Annotated in this window: 13 protein-coding genes; 7 read left to right on the top strand and 6 right to left on the bottom strand. The window is 55.7% G+C overall.

Annotated elements, in window-relative coordinates:
• Positions 1-163 precede the first annotated feature (163 nt).
• Entirely contained in the window at positions 164-3,145 is a 2,982-nt protein-coding gene (locus tag ACL7TT_RS06145; RefSeq protein WP_413393963.1) for a S8 family serine peptidase, read from the top strand.
• Between the two features lie 601 nt (positions 3,146-3,746).
• Here the strand turns inward: ACL7TT_RS06145 and ACL7TT_RS06140 are convergent.
• On the bottom strand, positions 3,747-5,966 hold the full coding sequence (locus ACL7TT_RS06140) for a TonB-dependent receptor family protein (protein ID WP_413393961.1): 2,220 nt from the start codon (positions 5,964-5,966) through the stop codon (positions 3,747-3,749).
• Positions 5,967-6,195: 229 nt separating this feature from the next.
• Between ACL7TT_RS06140 and ACL7TT_RS06135 the strand changes: the two genes are divergently transcribed.
• Entirely contained in the window at positions 6,196-6,639 is a 444-nt protein-coding gene (locus ACL7TT_RS06135; RefSeq protein ID WP_413393959.1) for a GNAT family protein, read from the top strand.
• Between the two features lie 139 nt (positions 6,640-6,778).
• Positions 6,779-7,459, top strand: coding sequence for a phosphoadenosine phosphosulfate reductase domain-containing protein (locus ACL7TT_RS06130; RefSeq protein WP_413393957.1), 681 nt, complete (start codon positions 6,779-6,781; stop codon positions 7,457-7,459).
• 923 nt (positions 7,460-8,382) lie between these two features.
• Here ACL7TT_RS06130 and ACL7TT_RS06125 read toward each other — a convergent pair.
• On the bottom strand, positions 8,383-8,499 hold the full coding sequence (locus ACL7TT_RS06125) for a hypothetical protein (RefSeq protein WP_413393955.1): 117 nt from the start codon (positions 8,497-8,499) through the stop codon (positions 8,383-8,385).
• Positions 8,500-8,746: 247 nt separating this feature from the next.
• A complete protein-coding gene (locus tag ACL7TT_RS06120; protein WP_413394128.1) occupies positions 8,747-8,839 on the bottom strand; it encodes a winged helix-turn-helix domain-containing protein in 93 nt (30 codons plus the stop codon).
• Between the two features lie 607 nt (positions 8,840-9,446).
• Between ACL7TT_RS06120 and ACL7TT_RS06115 the strand changes: the two genes are divergently transcribed.
• Positions 9,447-9,842, top strand: coding sequence for a hypothetical protein (locus ACL7TT_RS06115; RefSeq protein ID WP_413393953.1), 396 nt, complete (start codon positions 9,447-9,449; stop codon positions 9,840-9,842).
• Positions 9,843-9,888: 46 nt separating this feature from the next.
• Here ACL7TT_RS06115 and ACL7TT_RS06110 read toward each other — a convergent pair whose 3' ends face one another.
• From ACL7TT_RS06110 to ACL7TT_RS06100, 3 genes are all read right to left on the bottom strand, one after another.
• Entirely contained in the window at positions 9,889-10,278 is a 390-nt protein-coding gene (locus ACL7TT_RS06110) for an acyl-CoA thioesterase (protein WP_299943256.1), read from the bottom strand.
• 130 nt (positions 10,279-10,408) lie between these two features.
• A complete protein-coding gene (locus ACL7TT_RS06105) occupies positions 10,409-11,773 on the bottom strand; it encodes a TRAP transporter large permease (protein ID WP_413393951.1) in 1,365 nt (454 codons plus the stop codon).
• Positions 11,770-12,342, bottom strand: a complete 573-nt coding sequence (locus ACL7TT_RS06100) for a TRAP transporter small permease subunit (protein WP_413393950.1) — start codon at positions 12,340-12,342, stop codon at positions 11,770-11,772. The genes ACL7TT_RS06105 and ACL7TT_RS06100 overlap by 4 nt, the downstream gene beginning before the upstream one ends.
• 183 nt (positions 12,343-12,525) lie before the next feature.
• On the opposite strand from ACL7TT_RS06100, the gene ACL7TT_RS06095 reads away from it, so the two are divergent.
• From ACL7TT_RS06095 to pstA, 3 genes are all read left to right on the top strand, one after another.
• Positions 12,526-13,578 (top strand): PstS family phosphate ABC transporter substrate-binding protein, encoded by a 1,053-nt coding sequence (locus ACL7TT_RS06095; RefSeq protein WP_299943244.1) that lies wholly within the window; start codon positions 12,526-12,528, stop codon positions 13,576-13,578.
• A gap of 141 nt (positions 13,579-13,719) precedes the next feature.
• On the top strand, positions 13,720-15,099 hold the full coding sequence (gene pstC, locus ACL7TT_RS06090) for a phosphate ABC transporter permease subunit PstC (RefSeq protein ID WP_413393947.1): 1,380 nt from the start codon (positions 13,720-13,722) through the stop codon (positions 15,097-15,099).
• Positions 15,092-16,378: a phosphate ABC transporter permease PstA gene (gene pstA, locus ACL7TT_RS06085; protein WP_413393945.1), complete on the top strand. Its 1,287-nt coding sequence runs from the start codon at positions 15,092-15,094 to the stop codon at positions 16,376-16,378. The genes pstC and pstA overlap by 8 nt, the downstream gene beginning before the upstream one ends.
• Positions 16,379-16,392: the final 14 nt, after the last annotated feature.

The raw sequence follows: 16,392 nt of genomic DNA, 5'->3' as shown, positions 1-16,392 counted from the left end.
CCATAGCAACCGCTATTTCTGACAGACCATGGATGGGCGCGGCGTTTGGAAGAGGGTCTTGTTGGGCGGCATTGAAGATGCAGTGCATGCCGCAGTGTTACAACGATTAAACCCGCTCGCCGCTATTTTCCCGCCTGCGTAAAAACAAAAAAGGAACTTTTCAATGAAAACAACAATAATTCCCGCGCTAATAACAGGACTGCTGATCTCGGGCAGCAGTTTCTCTGATACGGGCGGGGACAAACCCGCTGCCAATCTTGAAAAGCACAGAAAGGTTTATATCGTTCAACTGAATGGCGAACCGCTATCCTCTCACAGCGGCGCCGTCTCCGGATCGTCCGTGGCCAAATCCGCTATCCAGCGCAGGCTGGACCGGCGCAGTGACAGCTACCGCCACTATGCCGGGTTCCTCAAATCGCGCCGTGAACGGGTGCTGTCCTCTATTCCCAGTGCGCGCAAGGTGCATGAGTACGACACGGCTTTTAACGGTTTCGCTGCGGTTATGAGCGAAAAGGAAGCCGAGGAATTGCGAAGCCATAAGGATGTAAGGGGCTTATGGAAAGATCGCCTGCTCAAGCCCCACACAGATTCCACTGCGGACTTTCTCGGTCTGACTCGTATACCCAGCCCCTGGCTGTGGGGGATAACCGGTGAAAATGTGGTTGTTGGTGTGATCGATAGCGGTATTCACCCCGAGCAATTGAGTGTTGCAGACACCCCCACGCCTCGCCAGGGCAATCGCGGCGCCTTTATTCCCTACGGGCCCGTGCCCGAATCCTTTGTTGGGGAGGGCTGTGATTTCGGCAATACCGAGTTTAACCCCAATGACGCCGCCTTTACCTGTAACAACAAACTGATCAAGGCCAGGTCCTTCTCCGACGCTTTCCGCTCCGCTAACACGCTGGCGGATTACGAATTCCTCTCTGCGCGGGATGCCGACGGGCACGGCACCCACACCGCCACCACCGCCGCCGGTAACTACGGTGTGGTTACACCGGATGGGGAAACCCTCACCGGCATGGCGCCGCGGGCACGCGTTGCTGTGTACAAAGTATGTTGGGACGCGCCGGACCCGGATGACAGTGGTTGCTCCTCGGCGGACGCCATGGCGGCCATTGATGAGGCCGTGGCCGATGGCGTGGACGTGATCAATTACTCCGTGGGTGGGGGCAGCACTGTCTTTACCGGTGCGGACGATATCGCATACCTGTTTGCTGCGGATGCGGGTGTTTTCGTTGCCACTTCCGCCGGCAACGGGGGCCCCGGTTCGGCAACTATCGGCACGCCTTCAGGCGTGCCCTGGATCACCGCAGTGGCTGCCGCTGAGGATGATCAGCGCTTTGGTACGGCACTGCGCGTGGAGTCGCCAGGGCCTATCGCCGGGACTTACGATGCCCTGGAGGGCAGTGGTCCGGTCTCCATGCAGGACGCTGGGCTGCTGTCTGCACCTGTCTTCGCCAGTGTGCCGCTCGAAGCCTGTGCTGCACTCGATAACAGCGCGGCGATGGCAGGGAAAATCGCCCTGGTGAAACGCGGAGGCTGCTCCTTTACGGATAAGTACAATAATGCGGCGGACGCCGGTGCGATTGCGATTGTCGTATACAACGATGGCACGGCGGCGGACCGTTTTGATCCGATTGCCATGTCCGCGCCGGACACGCGTATTCCCGGTGTGATGATTCGCTACGCGGATGGCGAGTTGATTGTGGGCAGTGAGGACGTCAGTGGCATACTGGATCCCGCACTGCAGATTTCCCGCCAAGATCGCATCGCCAGCTTTTCCTCCCGGGGCTACAATGCCGGCGCGCCGGATATTATCAAGCCGGATGTGGCGGCACCGGGTGTCGGTATTCTCGCCGGTATTTCACCGGTTCTGAGCGGTGGCAACCTGTTTGGCCGCCTGAGTGGTACCTCCATGGCCAGCCCTCATGTGGCCGGTGTGATGGCGCTGCTGAAACAGGCCCACCCGGACTGGTCTCCGGCAATGGCCAAGTCCGCGCTTATGAGTACGGCTCGTACCGATTTACGCAAAACATTCGGCCCGGAAATGGCAGATCCGTTTGATATCGGTGCCGGCGCTATCGCACCCTCCGCCGCCCTTCATCCCGGCCTGGTTTACGATGCCGGTTTTAATGACTATTTGGCATTTTTATGCGGAGCCGAAAATCAGCCGCAAATTGTCGAGCCCACCACCTGTGACAATCTGGATAGCCTGGGTTATTCCCTTGACGCCAGCGATTTGAACCTGCCCTCCATCGGTATCGGTGCACTGGTGGGAACCCAAACCGTGAAACGCCGAGTCACCAGCGTATCCCGCGGTTCAAAATGGTACTGGGTCTCGGTCAATGCACCGGTTGGTGTCGAGGTGCAGGTACATCCGCGCGTGCTGCGATTGAGGGAGGGGGAAAGCGCGGAGTTTGAGGTCACCTTCACCGTCACTGCAGACGCCGCGATGAATAAGTGGGCTTTCGGCGACCTGACCTGGCAATCTGTGGGCACCCGCTACCATGTGCGCAGCCCTGTTGCCGTCCGTCCGGTAGCCTTGTCTGCGCCGACACAGGTCGCCGCTGAAGGCACCGCTGGCAGCCTCGATCTGGATGTACAGTTCGGTTATAACGGCAACTTCCAGGTGATGGTAAACGGCTTGGCGGAAGGCGTGGCAAATCCCGGCAGCGTAGAGGACGGTGGTTCCCAACTGATCTTCTTCGACGTACCGGAAGGGACGAATCTGGCCCGTGTAGCCCTGTTCGATGCCGATGTGGGCGATGGCAGCGGTAGCGATGATCTGGATTTACGGGTGTTTGGGCCGGCTCCCGATTTTCCGGAAGTGGGAACCAGCGGCTCTGAAACCTCTACTGAGTCCGTGACCATACGCAACCCTGTGCCTGGGGAATACGCCGCGTTTGTCGATGACTACGCTTCTGCCGCAGGCGCAACGCCTTTCAGGCTGTTCAATTTCAACCTGACTGGTGACAGTGGCAATACCCAGTTGAATGCACCGGGTCAGGCGCAACTGAATAGCAGCGGTACGATCGCGCTTGAGTGGATGGGGTTGGCGCCCGATACCCGCGCCCTCGGCATCCTGAGCCACGGCGACGGTGAGCAGGTTTTCGCGGAAACTGAGGTGATGGTTATCACCCAGTGATGGGATAGAGTGCCCCGCTGCCAAGATACTTTTTCACTACGGAATACCGGCACTGGCTTTTTAGTCTGTGCCGGTATTTTTTACAACGATTGACAACTGGTTTCGGGTCGAACTTGGATAGAAACAGCGGCAATTTCCAGGGAAATATGGCCAAAGTCCCGGCAATATCTGTATTGCAATTGAGATTTCTGACGTTACACAACGATTCCAATGATGAGACCTTTATTGATGGCAACGCCAATCCAATACCTCCTCCCGCATGATATGCAGGTAACCTTCTGTTCGGCCCCTGCTAAAACGGCACCGAACAACACGGTGTCCAAGCTACTGTAGCGAAATGCACTGCCGGGTTCATACAGAATGCACTTCAATCAAAGATATCCAGCGCATCCTGTTGTAACAAGTATCCGGTTTCAGGGTGTGATAGGCATCCTTGCCAGTGGTGTCCGGGTTACCCGGTACACCCCGCCATTGCTGAGATTAACTACCTCAAGGCCCACTTTGTCCACCTGAGCGTCGAGCGCGGGTAGCCTCACACCTCTAAAAAAACCCCGGCTTTCACCGGGGTTTTCCTGTCCTATCGTTGAGTCACGGTGGAAGATCAGAAGATGTATTTCATCCCCACAGTGGCCGCACGCGGCCGGTTGGCGCGGGCGCCTTCCGGGCTGCGGCTGATAATTACCTGCTCGTCGAACAGGTTATCCACTTTCAGGTAACCGGTCAGGTCGGCGCTGAAATCGTAGTGTGCGGCGGCATCCACCACCCACAGAGACTCGGTGTAATCGAAATGGTCGGCACCGCCGCGGTTACAGCGGGTGTTGACACACATCTCATCCTGATAGGCTGCGGTGAGGTTCAGGCGCCAGGCGGCGCCACTGTCCAGGCCCGCAGATACGGCGAAGACATTTTCCGGCAGGTATACCAGATTATCGCCGGCCAGCAGGAGTTCCTCAGGATTCACATCGCAGAGGGGGTCCCCATTGCAGAGCGAGTCCTGGTCTTCGGTGACTTCTGCATCAGTGTAGGTGTAGGTGGCACGCACTGGCAGGGTCCAGCCGTTTGCGAGCACCCACTCGCTGCCCAAGGCAGCTTCAAGGCCCTTGATTTCCGCCTCGCCTAATTGGAAGGTACCACTCTCGGCTCCATCGGGGCAGGATACAGCCACAGAGCAGTTCTGCACTGCATTCTCATAATCGCTATAGAAGGCGATCAGCTCGGCGGTGAGGGTGCCGTTATCAAAGCGTGCACCCCACTCGTAGTTGGTGGATAACTCAGGGCCCTGGCCGTCTTTGGCACCGGCGCCGGGGGGGGCGAAACCGCGATGGACACCCGCCAGCAGGCCCCACCGCTCGCTGACCTGATACACAAGCCCCAGCCCCGGCAGCCATTCATCTACCTGGTTGGAGCGGTAGCTGCCCTTTTCAAAGCGCTCTGCATCGTTATAGCGCTGCTCCTCGGTTTCCACATCTTCATAGCGCAGGACTGCCGTCAGGGTCAGCCGGTCGCCCAGTTGGATATCGTCGTAAATGAAGAATGAGGTGGCATCGGCTTCTCCAACCCGGTTATTGCCGCTTTCTCCTGCCGTATCGGGGATATTCATGTATTGGTAGATCAGTTGTCCATCAATCTGGCTATAGATCTCCACTGGTTGGAATCTATCCACTTCGTCCCGATGCCGGCGTATACCAAAGGTCAATTCGTGGGTGACGGAGCCGGTATCCAACAGCCAGTCGGCGCTGACCTGGATACCCTTGGACTCGTATTCACGGTTGTTGTGCTTGATACCGAAACCAAAGTAATCCTGCTGTCCATCGAGTATCGCTTGCGCATTGTCAGCTACAGTTTCGTTGTCGCTATTGGCATCATCAATCAGGCTTCCGAGGCTGACCTTGAACCAGTCACGCTTGAACTTGTTGTAGTAGGCCTGGGTATGCAGCGTGAAGCCCTCGCCCAGTTGGATGCTGTGATTCAGCTGCACGGTGCTGTGGCGGTTCTGCATTTCATCCAGGGCACTAATGCCGTAGCGGCGGTTGGGGTCGTCGTTTAAGTCGGCGTCAGTCAGGCCCAGGTAGCTCATGCCGGACTCCTCTTCGGAGTACTGCAGTTTGATATCCAGTTGCTGGCGATAGGTCGCATCCGCATCGGAGCGCAGGCGGCCCTTCAGCAGGTAGTCCTCTTTGGTGATATCCGCGCTGCCGGCGCGATCAATATCGCGGAAACCATCTGCATGCTGCTGCTGGGTTTCCAGCAGCCAGCCGGTGTTCTCGGTGCTGGTGCCGTAATAGCTGTGCAGGCGGGTCTCGCCATATTCGCCGGCTTCGAGCTGTACCATTCCAGCAGGGGTTTCCGGGATCGGTGTGCTCAGCATATTCACGGCACCGCCTACGGTGAATGGGCCATAGAGCAGGGCAGTGGGGCCCTTCAGCACTTCGATGGCGTCCAGGCGGCCGACGCTGGGGAAATAGTAGGCCTCCGGGGCTGAATAAGGTGCAGGCGCAATTAACACACCATCTTCCATCAGAGAGATCTTGCCGGAGCGACCTCCCTGGGCGCCACGAATCCCGATATTCGGCCGCAGGCCGTAACCATCCTCTTCAAGCAGGTAGACACCCGGCACCGAGCGCAGTATGCGGTTGATATCCACATATTCGAACTCGGCCAGCTCGTCGGCATCGACCAGGTGCGCAGAGCCCGGCAGGCTGGAGATAGAGCCGGGATCGCCAATGACGGAAACAGTCTCCAGGCGCTCTTCGGCCAAACTCGGCACAGCCGTCAATGCTGCCAGGGCAAATGCCAGAGGCGACAGGGGGAAAGGTTTCATGCACCCTCCAGAGAGTGATTAAAGTTAATAATGTTTTATCTGCTAATAAGAATGATTGTATTTTACCATTGAAGTGAGGTTCAACTGTCAATTTTTTTGATTGCCTTTTGGTGCCACCGGTGGATTGTCCCGTTTTTGGACATTTTCTGTTCTATCAGGGTGATGTTTTGTAGGAGTCGCACTTTGCCCTGATTAGGATTGTGTCTGTGTATCCGTCTCGGGGGCGCCTGTGATTAGAAAGGCAGAGTCCAAAGAGCTGGACAGGCTGGAACAGCTGTGGCTGCATGCTGCGGTCAGCTCACACCCTTCCCTGCCCCGTGGCTTTTGGCTGGAGCGAGTGCACCAGTTTCGCCGTGACTGCCGGCGCGCCGGGTTGTGCCTGGTGTTTACGGGCCGTCACCCCGCGGTCGCCGAAGCCTTTGTCACCCTTCTGGATCAAGACCGGCTTGCCCACCTGTGTGTCAGCCCCCTGTTTGCCGGTTGCGGTATTGGCGCGAGCCTGGTGGCTGCCGCCGGGCACGGAAAACCTCAACTGCAAACCCGGGTGCTCAGGGAGAACTTGCGCACACGTTATTTCCTGCAGAGGTACGGCTTTGTGGAAACCGGGCGCCGCCATTGTGTTGAGTACGGCCAACCGCTGATTCTGATGCGCTGTAGTTCACTGCCGGCATAATCAGGTGGACCCTGCCCGTATGGGGGTGGGGCATTGCTTATAACCGAAAATTATTACTTCAATCCTTTTTATTGTTTCTATATAGGTACTGAACTGGGTAGCATGCCTTCCATCCTAGTTTTCCTGTGCATTGATTTTTATGGGACGCAACGCTTCTGCCAACCCCCTGCATTCTGTATCTGACCGATTCTTTCACCACGGTGCCGATTTGGGGGCATTGAACCGTAATTTCGCCGGGGAAAAGCCCAGTGAGATCATGCGATTTACCATGGAGCATGCGTTAAACCCGGTGGTCTTCACCAATTTTCGCCCGCTGGCAGTGGCTTTTTTGCACCTGGTGACCAGAGAAAAACCGGATATCCCGGTCATCTGGGTAGACCACGGCTACAATACGCCGGAGACCTACCGCCATATAGAAGCTGTGGTAAGTAGGTTTAATCTGAATCTGCGTACCTATTCCTCAAAGATGTCAGCAGCCCACTACAACGCCGTGTATGGTGGTATTCCTCCGCTGGATACTCCCGAGCACGACTTTTTTTCACGCACGGTAAAACTGGAGCCGTTCAATCGTGCCATGGGGGAGCTGAAACCGGACGTCTGGCTGAACGGTATCCGCCACGACCAGAACGCACACCGCAAAAACCTGGATATATTCACCCAGGGCAATCACGACACCATCCGCGTGGCGCCGATGTTCCACTTAAGGGAAATGGACGTGGAAGAGTATGTCTCCGACAACGGGCTGCCGGATAACGATGTGTACTTCGACCCCACCAAGGGGGAAGAGCACCGGGAATGTGGTTTGCTACTGGAAAAGTAAGGGTGCACCAGCCCAGCGGAGTATAAACGCCCCGCGGGTGTGCAGCTGTTTCCTGTGGGGTCCGTGTTGCTCTCTCCGTTGTTATCCGACAACTCTACCGGTCAGTATGTGGCACTGCGGGGAATGCAAAGATGCACGCTGCTGGCGGCGGAGTTTGTGCCGCCCTGAATATCCTTCAGGTAAGCCTCTAACCATGCGTAGTGGGCTTCGGTCTTATTAACTGGTGGAACCCCCCTGTTGCCTCGGTAACCGCGTTTAAGGGGTGGGGTTTTGGGGCGATTGAGACTTTTTCCCTTTCAAATTTTTCTGCCCCTCTAAATCTGACCATAGTGCGTGTCTTACAAAATTCTGCATTACACCAGTAAGGGGAAGTTTAAGGGCTGCGGCCATTGATAAGGAAATGCATCTGGTAGGCAGAGCTGTCACGAAGAGATCAATTTGTGCTAAGCTCTAGAACAGTGTACTGCCTTGGGGCCTGTTTCAATAAAGTGTCTGTAATCCGCTGCGCTTTTTTAATCTGAAATTTTTGAAACTCGACCGGTTTGCGAGCGCATAGATGGTCAACCGTTGTTGACTTGATTGAAATTCAGCGTATTCCCGTGAGAGCATCAGAAGCTGTGTGAGATTTTCTACCAGCATTTTCCCTGTTCCGGGTTCCCATTTGTGATTACACGGAACTGCTACAATGTTATTTTATAGCAATTGTATGGACGAATTTTTTCGACAATAACAACCCGATATAACTACCTAGGCGGCTGCAAAGGATACAGTCGCCTTTTGGAAAAATGACTTCGCCAGCCTTTTATTCTTCTTGATGCTCCGCAAATCTTTGCCGGCGAGAATCATTAAGGACTCACCTTCTTTTAGCGGCTTCTTTAAAGTCCCTATGTTTCTCATGTGGTTCCACACCAGTTAATCTGGGTTCAGGTCTGGCGCATATGGGGCAAGAATACGATCTCAAGCCTTCCTTCTTGTGATTCCACATAGTCAAGAACGTTCTTCGATTTGTGCACTGGATGGCCATCTACAATGAGGATCACCGGACGCCTTTAGCTTCTCTGGAAATCTTTGAAGCACTCCACACACTTATCTGCCGTGAGTCTTCCGCTGTAAATGTGGTGCCAAAATCCACCTTTATTTGATAACGCATAGATCGCATTAATGGATTGCCTTTGCCCGCTGGTTTTTACTATCGGAGTCTTCTGTCTTTCTCACCGCGTCCTTTGCAGCGGGCCGTCAGACCGGATGCTTGCCTCATCCAGCCAGAATATCTCTGCGTAACGGCTTTTATGGAGTTAAACCCGACCGGTGCAGAAGCTCACCGACGCTAGTTACACTAAGTTCAATACCAAATTGCTCTCGAATCAGATCTGATACGATTTGGCGTGTCTACAATCCAAAGTCAAAACCGTATTGCCTTGGATCACCACCAATAACCCACCGTTTGACTTCTAGCCCCTCGGTAGGAGACAACTTTCTGCCGCGCCCAAGCCTTGCTTTGGGGGCCAAAGCTTCGATGCCTTTTCCCGTGCAGTTTTTAACCATAAGAAAATGGTTCTACCACCAGCCCTAAATTACGGGTAATCTCCACCGCCGACTCACCATCAAACACCCGCTGCACGGCTATTTTCTGTATCCGTATGAGATGTTGTCCTTCTATGCTAAGTTTTCCAGCGTCATATTTCATGCGCGCCATGATATCATAATGTATTGATTATTTCCGCTCCGCTAGTATATCGGTTCCACCCTGGCCGTTTTTGCTGCGTCTGTTTTTATCCATGCTTTAACAGTGGGCGCTGTTGGTGATAGTAAAAAAGGCAGAGTAAAAAAAGCAGACATGGTTTTGAGTTCTTATAAATAAATTATTGATAGCTTTAGTGCCGCTGGTTTGATAAGTGCTTCAGTGAAAAATTTAAAATAAAAGGATGTCCGATTTGATTTTTGGGAAGAAAAATAATCTTTTTCTTGGGTGGTTCAAGCACACTCTATGTTTTTTCTGTCTCAAGACCAGAGCAATTTGATTCTAAAAAATACCGTAACTATTTTTACAGAGAAAAATTCAGAAAAGCCGGCTTATCAAAACCTGTTTGAGGTTATTTCATCGCCTTTCACTGAAGATACAAAGAGTATAGGAGTGGCTTCTTTTGAAGGTATGGCTGTCAATGTGTTCACTGAGTCGCTTGTTGCGATGAGAGCGGAGCTAGCTGAAAAGCATGAATCAGATAGTAAGGAAGTTTCTCTACACTTTTATTCGGGAGGTAAAAAAGTCTACAAGCGAGGTCGTATTATTTCAAAAGATTGCGAACGGATGACTTTCCGTACTTGGGTAAAGTCGGTGCCAACCCTAGACCTAGAGGCTACAGAATTTTGCCTGGAAAGCTGATAATCTAACATTTGAGCGAGTGGTCCTTACCCTTTGTTTTGACAACTCAAGGCAGCGGCCTGGTGCGCCCGCTATCATCGATCGCCACAAACACAAATTCACCCTCGGTGACTTTTACCTGTTCCCCGGAATCGACCCGCGTCAACCACACCTCAACCATGGTTCGAATGGAGGAGCGCCCCACCTCTATGGCTTCGGCGTAACAGCTGACGGTGGAGCCAACCGGAACCGGGCGCAAAAACACCATGCTGCCAACCGCTACCGTGGTGACCCTGCCGCGGGCGATGCTCTGTGCCAGGATGGCACCGGCCAGGTCCATCTGTGACATCAGCCAACCGGCGAAGACATCCCCCTGAGGATTGGTGTCGCGGGGCATGGCCAGGGTTTGCAGGGCGAGTGTGCCTGTGGGTTGCGGGTTTTCATCTAGTGCTGACATCGACTGCTCATAGATCATTAGCGTTATTCGGGGCGACTGCCGAAGAGGTGGCGTATTCTAGCACAAATTGCGCAGTAATTGACCAGAACTTCCTGTGAAAACTCGCGGATCAGACACTGCCTGGTATTTCTCAACGGGCTACCATGGCCGGCAACCAGGTCGCCAGAGCCGGCCACAAGGCCAGCACACAGAGCATCAGTAGCTGGATGGCGATAAACGGGATAACCCCGCGGTAGATGGCCGAGGTGGCTACAGAACTCGGTGCCACACCGCGCAGGTAAAAAAGCGCGAAGCCAAATGGCGGTGTCAGGAAGGAAGTCTGCAGGTTGATGGCAATCATAATCCCCAGCCACACGGGATCGACACCCATAGCCAGCAGCACGGGTCCGACGATGGGCACCACCACGAAAGTGATTTCGAAAAAGTCGAGAATAAAGCCGAGCAGGAAGATCACCAGCATCACCAGAAGGGTTGCGCCTATAACGCCTCCGGGCAGGCTGTGAAAAATGCCCGTGATCAGTTCCTCGCCACCGTAGCCGCGAAAGACCAGGGAAAACAGGGATGCGCCGATCAGTATGGCGAAGACCATGGCGGTTACCTGCAGGGTACTCCGTCCTACCGCGCCCGCCCTTGCCCAGTCCAGAGCACCGCGGCTGTATGCCAGCAGAGCGGCACCGAGGGCACCGATGGCGGCGGCTTCAGTGGGAGTGGCGATACCTGTCATAATCGAGCCCAATACCATCAGCATCAGGGTGATGGGGGGTAACAGACTGTGCAGTAATGGCCAGAGTTCGAGTGCTTCGCGTTCTCCGGGTGGGGCCGAGGCCGGTTTACGGCGCGCAATCAGCAACAGGTAAATGATGTAGGCCGCTACCAGTAACAGACCGGGAATAATGGCGCCGATAAACAGGTCGGCGGCATTGATGGGCGTGGGGTTGAAGATGCCGGCAGACAGCTGTGCCTGCTGATAGGCATTGGAAAGGGTGTCGCCCAACAGTACCAGCGCGATTGACGGCGGGATGATTTGTCCCAGGGTACCTGTGGCACAGATGGTGCCGGTGGCGAGTGTGGGCGAATAGCCCTGCTTTAACATGGTGGGTAGAGACATCAGTCCCATGGTGACCACAGTGGCGCCGACGATACCGGTACTGGCGGCGAGGAGTGTCCCAACCACCACTACAGAGATGGCCATGCCCGCACGCGCGCCCATAAAGACCTTGGTCAGGTTGACGAGCAGATCCTCGGCGATCTTGGCCCGCTCCAGTATGACGCCCATCAGGACAAATAGCGGCACGGCTACCAGGGTGCGGTTTCGCATAATGCCGTAGAGGCGATCGGGAAAGGCGCGCAACAGTTCCGCGTCGAAGACACCGTAGACTATACCCAGTCCTGCGGCGATAAGGGCTGTGCCGCCGAGGGTAAAGGCCACCGGATAGCCGAACATCAGCAGGGCACAGATGGCGGCAAACATCAGCAGGGGGACCAACTCGATCATACCTCGGTCTCTTCTGCCTGTTTGGGTAATACCGGCGAGATTGCAGCAGTTTTTGTCACTGCGGCTGCTTCCATCAGCTGTACCAAGGCGCGGATAAACTGGGCTGCGCCGGCCAGGGCAAGGGTGATTGCGGCCAGCGGAATCAGGCTCTTCAGCAGAAAGACCCCGGGCAGGCCGCCGGCATTGGCACTGCCTTCGAATACCCGCCAGCTGTTCAGGACAAACCGCCAGCTGCTGGTCAAGAGGAAGCCGCACAGGGGCAACAAAAAGACGAGATAACCGGTGGCATTGACCCAGGCCCTGCCCCGTGGGTGCATACGGCGGTAAAAGACGTCCACACGCACATGGGTATCGGTTTGCAGTGCATAGGCCAGTCCGAGCATAAAGGCGGCGCTGTGCAAGTAGACAACGGACTCCTGCAAGGCAATAGAGCCGCTGTCAAAGATGTGGCGCAGCACTACGATGCCGCTTTGCAGTAATACCATGGCCAGGGTAAACCAGGCGAGCAGGTGACCGGTGCGCCTGGCAAGCGCTTCCAGCACACGCGCTCCTCGCAACAGAAATGCCATAGGGGCTTCTCTCTAACATCTTATTGTTATCTCGATGCTGTGAAGGTTACCGTTTTGCCCGTTCCGGCACCAGCGGAGCAAACTCCAAGGTTGTAACCTTTTTGTCATCTTTTATTCATAGAATCGTCACCCGTTGTTCCTAGCATCGCCGCGTGAAATAAAAAACACTCACTGGAGTTCCACATGAACAAGCAAATTCTGGCAACTTCCCTGGCGGCGCTGACCCTCGCCTCCGCCCAGGTGGCTATGGCGGCTCGCGACTACATCAGTATTGTCGGTTCCTCTACCGTCTACCCCTTTACCACCACGGTGGCGGAGCGTTTCAGCCGCGCGACCCAGTTCAAGACCCCGGTTGTTGAATCCACAGGCACCGGCGGCGGTATGAAACTGTTCTGCCAGGGGGTTGGCGAGAGCACTGCGGATGTCACCGGTGCCTCCCGTCGCATCAAGCAGTCCGAACTGGAGATGTGTAACAACAATGGCGTCGATGTCGTAGAGGTACAGATCGGCTACGACGGCATTGTGCTCGCCAATGCAAAAAAGCTGGCCCCGTTTGAGTTGTCCCGCAGGGACATCTTTCTGGCCCTGGGCAAGGAAGTGCCCAACCCGGATGGCTCAAAAACCCTGGTTGCTAACCCCTATAAAACCTGGAAAGACGTCAACCCGGCGCTGCCCAACCTCCGTATCGAAGTCTTGGGCCCACCCCCCACTTCCGGCACCCGTGACGCCTTTGTCGAGCTGGCCATGGAGGGGGGGTGTAAAACGTTTGGCTGGATCAAGGCCATGAAAAAAACAGACAAGAGCGCATACAAGGCGATCTGCCACAATGTGCGCGAGGACGGCGCTTATGTTGAAGCCGGTGAAAACGACAACCTGATCGTGAATAAGCTGGTCGCCAATCCCAATGCCCTGGGCATCTTCGGTTTCAGTTTCCTCGACCAGAACGCCGACAAGGTACAGGGCTCTCTGATCGAAGGTCAGGCCCCGACGTTTGACTCTATTGCCGACCAGAGCTATCCGGTATCCCGCCCATTGTTTATCTATGTGAAAAAGGCCCATGCCGATGTGGTTCCGGGCATCAGGCAGTTCCTGGCGGAATTTACCAACGCGCGCGCCTGGGGGGAAGAGGGTTACCTGGCAGACAAGGGCATGATCCCACTGCCTGAGGAGCAGCGTCAGCAGGTTGCCGCCGACGTGCGCAAGCTGAATGCGCTGGGTAATCTCGCTGCAAAATAGTTGTGCTCTGGAGTAATATGGTCAAAGGGACTTGGCGGCCAAGCTCGAGAGGGCTTGGCCGTTCTTTATGCACAGTCACATGAAAACCCAAGGAAAAGTCAGGATAATGCCCACAGCAACCCCTTACAGCAAGGTAAATTAATGCAAACCCCCACCCTGCTCGCCCTCCTGCTGCTGTTGGTACTGGCAGTCTACGGTACGGGCTTCAGCCGGGCACTGGGCGCCGCGCGCAGTCTCGGTGGCGTGCGCAACCTGGCTTCCCTGCCCAGTTACTACGGCCTGTTTGCCGCACTCTGGTGCGGCCTGCCAGCCCTGATGCTGCTGGGGGCCTGGATCGCCTTCGACGATGCGGTTATCCGCGCGATGGTGTTGGGCAGTCTCCCCGACAAGCCCGACACGCCCTCTGGGCAAAATCTGCTCTACGCCCAAATTCAGAATCTCTCCGCCGGTCATCTGATTGGAGAAAAAACGCCTCAGTTGCAATCGGCCGCGGACTACCTCAGTCGCCTGCGCCACAATTCCAGCAACTTGCAGGCTTTTTTAAGCTTGACGCTGGCAGTGGGGCTGGCCGCTTTTGCCCTGTTGCGTTGCTCGCCAAAACTGTGTGCGCGGGAGAAAGTAGAAAAAGTACTGCGTGCCATTTTGGTCGCCTGCGCCTGTGCCGCCATTTTCACCACAGTGGGCATTTTGCTCTCTGTATTGTTTGAATCCCTGCGTTTTTTCCAGTCTGTACCGGTGAGCGAGTTTCTCTTTGGCCTGCACTGGAGCCCGCAGATGGCACTGCGTGCCGATCAGGTGGGCTCCAGCGGCGCTTTCGGTGCTGTGCCCCTGTTCACCGGAACCCTGATGGTGTCGGCCATCGCCATGTTTGTGGCGGTGCCTGTGGGTTTGATGGCGGCTATTTATCTGGCCGAATATGCCAGCCGGCGCGTGCGCGCGCTGGCCAAGCCCATCCTCGAAATTCTCGCCGGTGTACCCACGGTGGTATACGGCTTCTTTGCGGCCCTTACCGTGGCACCCTTCATTCGCGATCTGGCCACTTCGGTAGGGCTGCAGGCATCCAGTGAAAGCGCACTGGCCGCCGGGTTGGTGATGGGGATTATGATTATTCCGTTTGTTTCCTCCCTGTCTGACGACGTGATCAACGCGGTGCCGCAATCTTTGCGCGACGGGGCGCTCGGGCTCGGTTCCACCCGCTCCGAAACTGTGCGCAAGGTGGTGATTCCGGCGGCTTTGCCCGGTATCGTCGGCGGTGTGTTGCTGGCGGTATCCCGCGCAATTGGCGAAACCATGATCGTGGTGATGGCGGCAGGGCTGGCGGCCAATCTCACCGCCAACCCACTGGAGTCGGTAACCACCGTTACGGTACAGATAGTGACACTGCTGGTTGGGGATCAGGAATTTGACAGTCCAAAAACCCTCGCCGCCTTTGCTCTGGGCCTGATGCTGTTTATTTCCACCCTGGTGCTCAACTTTATCGCCCTGCATGTAGTGAAAAAATACCGGGAGCAGTATGACTGATCTGACTCAGGCACAAGTTCGCGAGCGCATTGCAAAGCGTCTCGCCAGCCGCCATCGCAAGGAAAAGCTCTTCCGCGGGCTGGGCATTGCCAGTATTGCTTTTGGCGTACTCGCGGTCGTCATTCTGTTCAGCGATATTATCAGTAAGGGCAGCGGTGCCTTCATGCAGACCGCTATCCAGTTGCAGGTGCACTACGATGCGCAGGTACTCGGTATCGATACGGTGGATGACGAGAGCCTGGCCTGGGCCAACTTCTCCGGTGTGATCCGTCAGGCCCTGCGCGAGCGCTTTCCCTCGGTGACCGGCCGCAGTACCAAGCGCGAATTGTACAGCCTGGTTTCCTCCGGCGCTCCCTTTACCCTGCGTGACCGTCTGGCCGACAATCCGAAGCTGCTCGGCGGGAGTGAGACCGTCTGGCTTGCCGCCGATGATGATGTGGATACTTTTGTCAAAAGCCTGAAGGGTTCCGAGGCGGGCTTTCGCGGTCGCACCTCGGATCAAAAAGCCGGCTGGATCGAGCAGCTGCTGGGTAGCGGCGAGCTGAAAAAGCGCTTCAATACCACTTTCTTTACCAATGGTGACTCCCGCGAGCCGGAGCAGGCGGGTATCCGTGCGGCCTTGATGGGCTCCCTGTTTACCCTGCTGGTGACGCTAACCCTATCCTTCCCCATCGGGGTGGCTGCGGCTATCTACCTGGAGGAGTATGCGCCGAAGAACCGCTGGACGGATTTAATCGAGGTGAATATCAACAACCTCGCCGCAGTGCCCTCCATCGTATTCGGTCTGCTCGGGCTCGCGATCTTTATCAATTTCTTTGAACTGCCCCGTTCGGCACCGCTGGTCGGTGGCCTGGTGCTCACCCTAATGACCCTGCCGACGATTATTATTTCCAGCCGTGCGGCGTTGAAGGCCGTTCCGCCCTCCATCCGCGAAGCCGCCATGGGCATGGGCGCCTCACCCTTGCAAGTGGTTTTCCACCATGTACTGCCCCTGGCCATGCCCGGCATGCTCACCGGTGCGATTATCGGTATGGCTCAGGCATTGGGAGAGACGGCACCCCTGTTGATGATCGGTATGGTTGCGTTTATTGTCGATGTGCCTGGCGGCATTACTGATCCGGCCACCGTGTTGCCCGTACAGATTTTCCTGTGGGCCGACAGCCCGGAGCGCGCCTTTGTGGAGCGCACCTCTGCCGCCATTATGGTGCTGCTGAGTGTGTTGATCGTAATGAATACCTGCGCGGTATTGCTTCGAAAGAAACTGGAGCGCCGCTGGTAACAGAGCGCAGAGGA

Origin of the sequence: Microbulbifer jejuensis (assembly GCF_047289955.1) — a bacterium.
In the GTDB taxonomy this organism is placed as follows: Bacteria; Pseudomonadota; Gammaproteobacteria; order Pseudomonadales; family Cellvibrionaceae; genus Microbulbifer.
The sequence above is the reverse complement of the archived record's forward strand: the minus strand, read 5'-3'. Positions and strand labels throughout refer to the sequence as shown.